At 67.9% G+C, this 6,299-nt stretch carries 5 protein-coding genes and 3 pseudogenes; 5 read left to right on the top strand and 3 right to left on the bottom strand.

The features are described 5' to 3' along the window. Positions 1 to 92: 92 nt before the first annotated feature. The 3 genes and pseudogenes from ACFY9I_RS42000 to ACFY9I_RS41990 all read left to right on the top strand — a co-directional run. Positions 93 to 164, top strand: a pseudogene (locus ACFY9I_RS42000) (epimerase); the annotation flags it as partial. Between the two features lie 700 nt (positions 165 to 864). Next, positions 865 to 1,611 (top strand): annotated as a pseudogene (locus ACFY9I_RS41995) (MBL fold metallo-hydrolase). Positions 1,612 to 1,658: 47 nt separating this feature from the next. Continuing rightward, positions 1,659 to 2,798: an extracellular solute-binding protein gene (locus tag ACFY9I_RS41990; RefSeq protein WP_391012670.1), complete on the top strand. Its 1,140-nt coding sequence runs from the start codon at positions 1,659 to 1,661 to the stop codon at positions 2,796 to 2,798. On the opposite strand, the gene ACFY9I_RS41985 is transcribed toward ACFY9I_RS41990, so the two are convergent. Together ACFY9I_RS41985 and ACFY9I_RS41980 are read right to left on the bottom strand one after the other, a co-directional pair. After that, on the bottom strand, positions 2,773 to 3,024 hold the full coding sequence (locus ACFY9I_RS41985) for a hypothetical protein (RefSeq protein ID WP_391012667.1): 252 nt from the start codon (positions 3,022 to 3,024) through the stop codon (positions 2,773 to 2,775). The two genes, ACFY9I_RS41990 and ACFY9I_RS41985, sit on opposite strands and share 26 nt — an antisense overlap. Positions 3,025 to 3,230: 206 nt before the next feature. Next, a complete protein-coding gene (locus tag ACFY9I_RS41980) occupies positions 3,231 to 3,767 on the bottom strand; it encodes a transposase (protein WP_391012664.1) in 537 nt (178 codons plus the stop codon). Positions 3,768 to 4,469: 702 nt separating this feature from the next. Here ACFY9I_RS41980 and ACFY9I_RS41975 point away from each other — a divergent pair. After that, the gene (locus tag ACFY9I_RS41975) at positions 4,470 to 5,606 is read left to right on the top strand and encodes an extracellular solute-binding protein (RefSeq protein WP_391012661.1); all 1,137 of its coding nucleotides are present in this window, start codon (positions 4,470 to 4,472) and stop codon (positions 5,604 to 5,606) included. 77 nt (positions 5,607 to 5,683) lie between these two features. On the opposite strand, the gene ACFY9I_RS41970 is transcribed toward ACFY9I_RS41975, so the two are convergent. Further along, complete coding sequence (locus ACFY9I_RS41970) at positions 5,684 to 5,953, bottom strand: hypothetical protein (RefSeq protein ID WP_391012658.1); 270 nt, start codon at positions 5,951 to 5,953, stop codon at positions 5,684 to 5,686. Between ACFY9I_RS41970 and ACFY9I_RS41965 the strand changes: the two are divergent. Continuing rightward, positions 5,947 to 6,299: pseudogene (locus tag ACFY9I_RS41965) on the top strand (hypothetical protein); the annotation flags it as partial. The gene ACFY9I_RS41970 and the pseudogene ACFY9I_RS41965 overlap by 7 nt on opposite strands.

Here is a 6,299-nt window from a genome sequence, read left to right as displayed (position 1 = left end):
CAGCACTGACCACAGCACTGACCACACCCACACAAACGAAACAAGCACGACCGGAGCAACCTGTGAAGATCCTCCTGATCGGCGCCACCGGCATGATCGGCTCCCGCATCACGACCGAAGCGCTCAGCCGCGGCCACGAGGTCACCGCCGCCACCCGCTCGGGCCGTACACGGCCTTGCCCCTGATCCCGCGCTGACGGTGGCCGCCCTGGACGCCACAGTGCCCGCCCGGCGGGTGACACGGCAGCCGGTTACGACACCGCCCTCGTTCGCGATGCCATGACGTAGTCGGGCCAGCGCCTCACAGGCGAACTCACCCAAGCCGGGAAGACGGTGAGATCTGCCGTCGGCAACGGCACAGTCTTCCTCAACACCTCCGCCGCCGATGTCAGCGGCCCACGCGACGAAACCGTCGCCAGGGACGGCGACCGGCACAGCGGAGAAACGCACCCGCATGTCGCCGGAATCACTCCCCGGCGCCGTCCTGGTCCGGCCGACGGAGGCGGCCGGGGGGCCGACCGTCGTCGTGCGATGAACGTCGCCACCGTGATCACCCACGCCCTCCGGACATACCGGCACCCGGTGGTGCTGGTGGCCGTACCGCACACCAGCACCACCCGCGAAACCCGAGAGGGGACACGCGGCACCTCCTCCCGTGCGCCCTCACACCCACCATCAACAGGGAGCAAGAGAGGTGTCCGTGAACAGGCGTAACTTCCTCGCGGCAGGCTCGCTCACCACCGCCGCAATCGGCCTGGGCCTCACCTCGACCAGCGCGTCGGCCACCCCGCTCGCGGACGGACACGGAGCCGGACATCACAAGGAAAAGCACCCCAGGAGCAAGCTCGACTTCAAGGTCCTCGACGTGGACTTCCCGGTCGGCAGCAGGAACAAGACGGCCACTCTGGTCACGGGTGAGCGTGAGGCGCTGCTGGTCGACACCGGGTTCACCCGGGCCGACGGGTACCGGCCGCTGGCCGAGGTGCTGGACTCGGGCAGGAAGCCGACCACCGTGTTCATCAGCGCCGGTGATCCGGACTACTGCTTCGGCGCCGAGGCCCTGGCCGACGCCTTCCCCGACGCCAAGTTCGTCGCCACCCGGCCGGTCATCAAGCACATCCGGCGCACCTTTGAGAGCAAGCTCAAGACGTGGGCCGACCTCGGGGCCAACATGCCCACCCGCCTGGTGGAGATCAAGCCTCTGACCCGTGGTCTCGCCCTGGAAGACACCGCTTCGAACTCAAGGGCGGATCGGCCCTGCTGCCGGACCGCCACTGCCTGTGGCAGCCGGAGCAGCGCGCGACCCTCGGCCGGGTGCTGCTGTTCCAGAAGCATGTGTGTAGGTCGCGGACACTCCGACCCCGGAGATCCGTGCTGCCTGGATCAAGCTGCTGGACGAAATGGCCGCCCTCAACCCGAAGCTGGTCGTGCCCGGTCACCGCCCGCCCGGCACGCCCGCGGACTCCTCCGCCATCACCGCCACCCGCGAGTACTTGCTCACTTTCGAGGAGGAACTGGCCAAGGCCGCCGACGGCGCCGCGCTGACCGCGGTGCGCTCGTCAAGCGCTACCCGGACTACGGCAGCAGTACCTGTCCTAGAGTGAGCAAATAGTTGAAACATCAAGCATCCCTTTTTGCCCCACCACGAAGGAGTCGAGTGTGAAGTCCTCCCGCAAGGCATGGGCCGTGGCCGCCACCCTGGGCGTCCTGGCCGCGAGCGGAGCCACCATCGCCGCCGCCACCCCTTCCTCGAAGCCCGCCCCCAAGCACACGAGCGAAGAAGACCAGCTGCAGAAGCTGTACAAGGAGGCCGTAGCCGAGGGCGGTCGTCTGGTCGTCTACGCCGGCGGTGACAAGCCGGGCCAGGCGGACTACCTCAAGGACGCGTTCGTCAAGAAGTTCCCCAAGATGAAGGTCGACATCGTTGTCGACTTCAGCAAGAACCACGACGCCCGCGTCGACAACCAGATCGCCGAGCACCATGTGGTTGCCGACGTCGTCCACCTCCAGACCGTCGACGACTTCCCGCGCTGGAAGAAGGAAGGAGTGCTGCAGAAGTACAAGCCGGTCGGCTGGAACAAGGTCTTCGACCAGATCAAGGACAACGACGGCTACTACACCGGCCTGTTCTTCTTCGCCTTCTCCAACGTCACGGCCACCAGGCTCGGCGACGACGCACCCGTCGAGGCCGAGGACTTCCTCAAGCCCGAGTTCAAGAACAAGCTCGTCTTCACCTACCCGAACGACGACGACGCCGTCCTCTACTACTTCAAACAGCTCACCGACAAGTACGGCTTCGACTATCTGAAGAAGCTGCTCGCCCAGAACCCGAAGTTCGTCCGCGGCACCCAGGACTCCGCCGACCTGGTCGGCTCCGGTGACTACGTGGCGAGCTTCGGCACGAGCGGAGGCGTCCCGGGCGTCGCTGAAACCACCCTGCCGAAGAAGTCGCCGTGGGTCGCCTGGCCGCAGACCGGTGCCATCCTCAAGAACGCCCCGCACAAGGCCGCCGCCAAGCTCTACCTGAGCTGGCTGCTGTCCAAGGATGCCCAGCACAACTCCATCGACACCTGGAGCGCCCGCACCGACGTCGCCGCGCCGGCGGGCCGCAAGGGCATCTTCGACTACGAGAACATGAACCCGCTCGGCCTTGGCGAGTTCATGAGCAACCGCACCGCCCTCGACCGCTACAAGGCCCGCATCAACCTCTATGTCGGCGACGTCAAGGGCGTGAACCCCTCCGACCCGCAGGGCGTGCTCGGCCTGTACCCCGTCAACCAGGACGGCACCCAGGGCTGACGGCCCTTCTCCGCCCCTCTGCTCCCCACCAGAGGGGCGGAAGCCATGACCATCCCGCGGCCTCCTGGGCTTGACTCTGAAGCTCCGGTAGATCGTCAAGTGGCTGAAGATGTCGATGGCGATCGGTGCGGCCCGAGGATGCTGGCACGGGTGCGGCCGCGCAGGGGTGCGCGAAGGATGCCTCCGAGGCGAGCCTGTCGGGGTTGTCCCCAGCGGTGACCAGCAACTGCCCGACGGTTTCGGTCCCGACGCCCGGTAGCGCGAGCAGGCCGGGTGCTGTGTGGATGATGAGGGTGCGCAGCTGGGCGTCTGCTTCCTCGATCCCCTCGCTCAGATGCTGGTATCGCTTGGCCAGGCGCTTGAGCGCGAGTTCGACAGCGGCGGCCGGGGTGGTCAGATCGGAGCCGGCTCGGCTGGCGACCAGACGGCGTATCAGCTCGGTGGTGGGCAGCGAGCGCAGTGTTCGCGCGTCGCAGCGGGCGCGGTGATGGTCAGTGATGTGAGCTGGTTGATGGTCTGGGTGCGGGCCTTGATGGCGCTGGCGCGTACCACGCGCAGTGCGCGGATTGCCTCGACCGCGCCGTCGCGGTCCTTCGGGGTGCCGTTGGCACGGCCGGAGAGCACTGCGGTAGCGGCGGCGTAGGCGTCGACGGGGTCGGATTTGCCAGCGGCGCGGCGAGCTCGACGATCGGGTCGGTTTACTTCGACCGGAGTCATCTCGTTGGCACGCAGGTACCGGGCCAGTTCGGCGCCGTAGGATCCGGTGCCCTCCCTGCCCACCATCAGCACCTGGCCGTGCGAGCGCAGCCACGCCAGGAGGCGCCCATAGCCTTCAGGCGTGGTGGGGAACGCCTCGGTGGCCAGGTGCCGGCCGATGGTGTCGATGACGGCGGCCTGGTGGATGTCGGTGTGGGTGTCGACCCCGCGCGGGGCCGGGCGGCAGCCAATCACTTCGATGGGATGTGGCATGGCGGCCGGGTTGGTCCTTCAGTGCGCGGTCGTGTGGGCTCGCGCGTACCGGCTCAGCGGACGGACTCGACTGTGATGGGACCGCCTCGGTCAAGCTCCTATGAGGTCACGATCGCCGAGCCGGTACGCGTAATGGCACCGCTCGTCAGGTCGACGATTCAGAGTGAGGACAGCCGGAGCGTCACTCGGGGATCGGGTCAGACCCTTGAGCGGTGCCTCCCGCATCCTCACAGTCGGGGATCTTGGGGTTGGCGAGGTCAACTGCCCAGGGTGCGGCAGGACTTCGGCCAGGGGATCTCGTTCTGGTCCAGGAAGGTCTGAAAGGCGGTCGGCAGTCTCGGCGAAGAGTTTCCCTCGGTCTCTGACCGGCCGCTGAGGCGTCCGATGTTCACGGCGATGGCCGTGAGTATGTGTTACAGGTGGGCTTTCGGCCGCCCTCGGTAGCGGCAGCGGCGCCTGCCGTGTCCGTGGGCGAACTCGTTGGCGCACGAACCGGTAAATTCCTGCTCTGCCCTCTCCATAGCCTGTCCCTGTCAGTAGTAGGAAGACCGCTCGTAGGGAAGGCGGTGGCTGGTGAACGGTGGCGAATAGCGACAGGATCGCCACGTCCGGCGGTCCGTCCGATTACTCGAAGACCCCGTATGGCCCGTGCCCATGGCGCCGGGTCTCGTGCTTCCCCCCCAGCAGAGAGGTCTTTCCTGCATGTCCAGCTTCCTCAGCAGACGACGTGTCCTCGCCACGGGCGCGGGTGCCGCCCTCGGTCTCGGCGCCGTCGCGGCTCCGGCCACAGCCTCTCCTTCCGCGCCCCGGCGCGCCTCCGGCCCCGAGGAGACCAGGACGCTCGACCAGCTGCACCAGGCCGCCCTCGCCGAGGGCGGCAAGCTCGTGCTGTACGCCGGCGGTGACACGCCGAACCAGCTGGACGCCGTCAAGGCGGGCTTCACGCGGCGTTTCCCGGGCATCGACATGACGCTGATCGTGGACTACAGCAAGTACCACGGCGTCCGTGTCGACAACCAGCTCGCGACCGGCAGCCTCGTCCCCGACCTCGTCCAGCTGCAGACTTTGCACGACGTCACGCGCTGGAAGGAGCAAGGCCGTCTGCTGCCCTACAAGCCCGCCGGGTTCTCCAAGCTGCACCACCGCTTCCGGGACCCGCAGGGCGCCTGGGTGGCGGGCGCGGTGATCGGCTTCAGCTTCATGTACGGCCCGGCAGCGGTCGGTTCGGACGCGCCGCGCACTCCGCTCGACCTGGTCGACCCGAAGTGGAAGGGGAAGATCGCCTCGTCGTACCCGCATGACGACGACGCGGTCCTGTTTCTCTACAAGCTGTACGCCGAGCGGTACGGCTGGGACTGGGTGGCCCGGCTGGCGGCACAGGACGTGCGGTTCGGGCGGGGCACCAATTTCCCCGAGGACGCGGTGAGCGGAGGCCAGGCGGCGATCGGTGTCGGCGGGTCGGGGTCCCTGGCGGCGTCGGCGTCGGAGCCCGTGCGGTGGGCGGTGGCCGACGGGCATCCGTTCGTGGCGTGGGGGCAGCGCCTCGCGGTCCTGAGACAGGCCAAGAACCCGACCGCGGCCAAGCTCTACATCAACTGGGTGCTGTCCGCCGAACGGCAGCAAGCAGCCCGCTTCGGCTGGTCGGTACGGACCGACGTCACTCCCGCGGGCGGGCTGAGGCCGATCTGGGAGTACCCGAACGCCCACCTCGACGGCTTCCCCCGCTTCATGGCCGACCGTGCCGAAGTGGAGCGCTGGAAGCAGACGTTCGCCCTGTACTTCGGCGAGGTCAAGGGCGACCCCACGCCGGGCTGGCTCGGGCTGCACCCCGGAGCATGACCATGGGCGGGGCCGCAGGTCCCACCGGTGGGCTACGCCGCCAAGGCTGCGTCGTTCTCACGGGGTGGCCGGTTTGATCACCGGATGTCCAAGGTGGCCAAGGGCCCGGCGGGGTTGCGGGCGTGGTCGCGGAGGCCGACGACCGGGCGGTCCCACGACTCGGTCAGGCGTTGCTTCGTCGCCTTGTCGTGTCTCTTGTCGAGCGTCGTCAAGGTCACGATCGACCTTGGCTTGACCGTGTAGGTGTAGTACCCGTCGCCGCCGGGCCGGATCTCGTCGGCGAGGCGCTTGAAGTTCGCGTCGTAGGGCCGGCCCGCGTCCGGTCCGCGGGTTTCCCAGATCTCCATTCGCCGTGGTGCGCGGCACCGTCACGTTGGGCGACGGCGTACGCATCGGCGCGAACAGCTCGCTGCTCGGCTTCAACCACGGCGCCGCGCCCGATCTGCCGGTCCATCGGCAGCCCGTCACCAGCCGCGGCATCACCGGGAGCGATGACGGGTGGATCGGCTCCCACGTGGTCGTCGTGGACGGCGTCACCATCGGGTCATGCGCAGCCGGTGCACCGACGAAAGAAGCTGCTGTTGCAGTATCTGCGCCAACAGATATATTGTCTGCGTCGGCAGGTACTTCTGGCTGTACGCCCCCCACAGATGTGGAGCCCGATCATGCGCAAGCGCACCCTCCCCGCATTCG

The sequence above is a fragment of the Streptomyces sp. NPDC012510 genome (genome assembly GCF_042955065.1).
In the GTDB taxonomy this organism is placed as follows: Bacteria; Actinomycetota; Actinomycetes; order Streptomycetales; family Streptomycetaceae; genus Streptomyces.
This window is presented reverse-complemented; position numbering and strand designations above follow the sequence as displayed.

Bases quoted from the DNA above. Each gene is read 5' to 3' on its own strand.
- ACFY9I_RS41980 (WP_391012664.1), bottom strand. From the start codon at position 3,767: ATGCCACATCCCATCGAAGTGATTGGCTGCCGCCCGGCCCCGCGCGGG.
- ACFY9I_RS41975 (WP_391012661.1), top strand. From the start codon at position 4,470: ATGTCCAGCTTCCTCAGCAGACGACGTGTCCTCGCCACGGGCGCGGGT.
- ACFY9I_RS41970 (WP_391012658.1), bottom strand. From the start codon at position 5,953: ATGGAGATCTGGGAAACCCGCGGACCGGACGCGGGCCGGCCCTACGAC.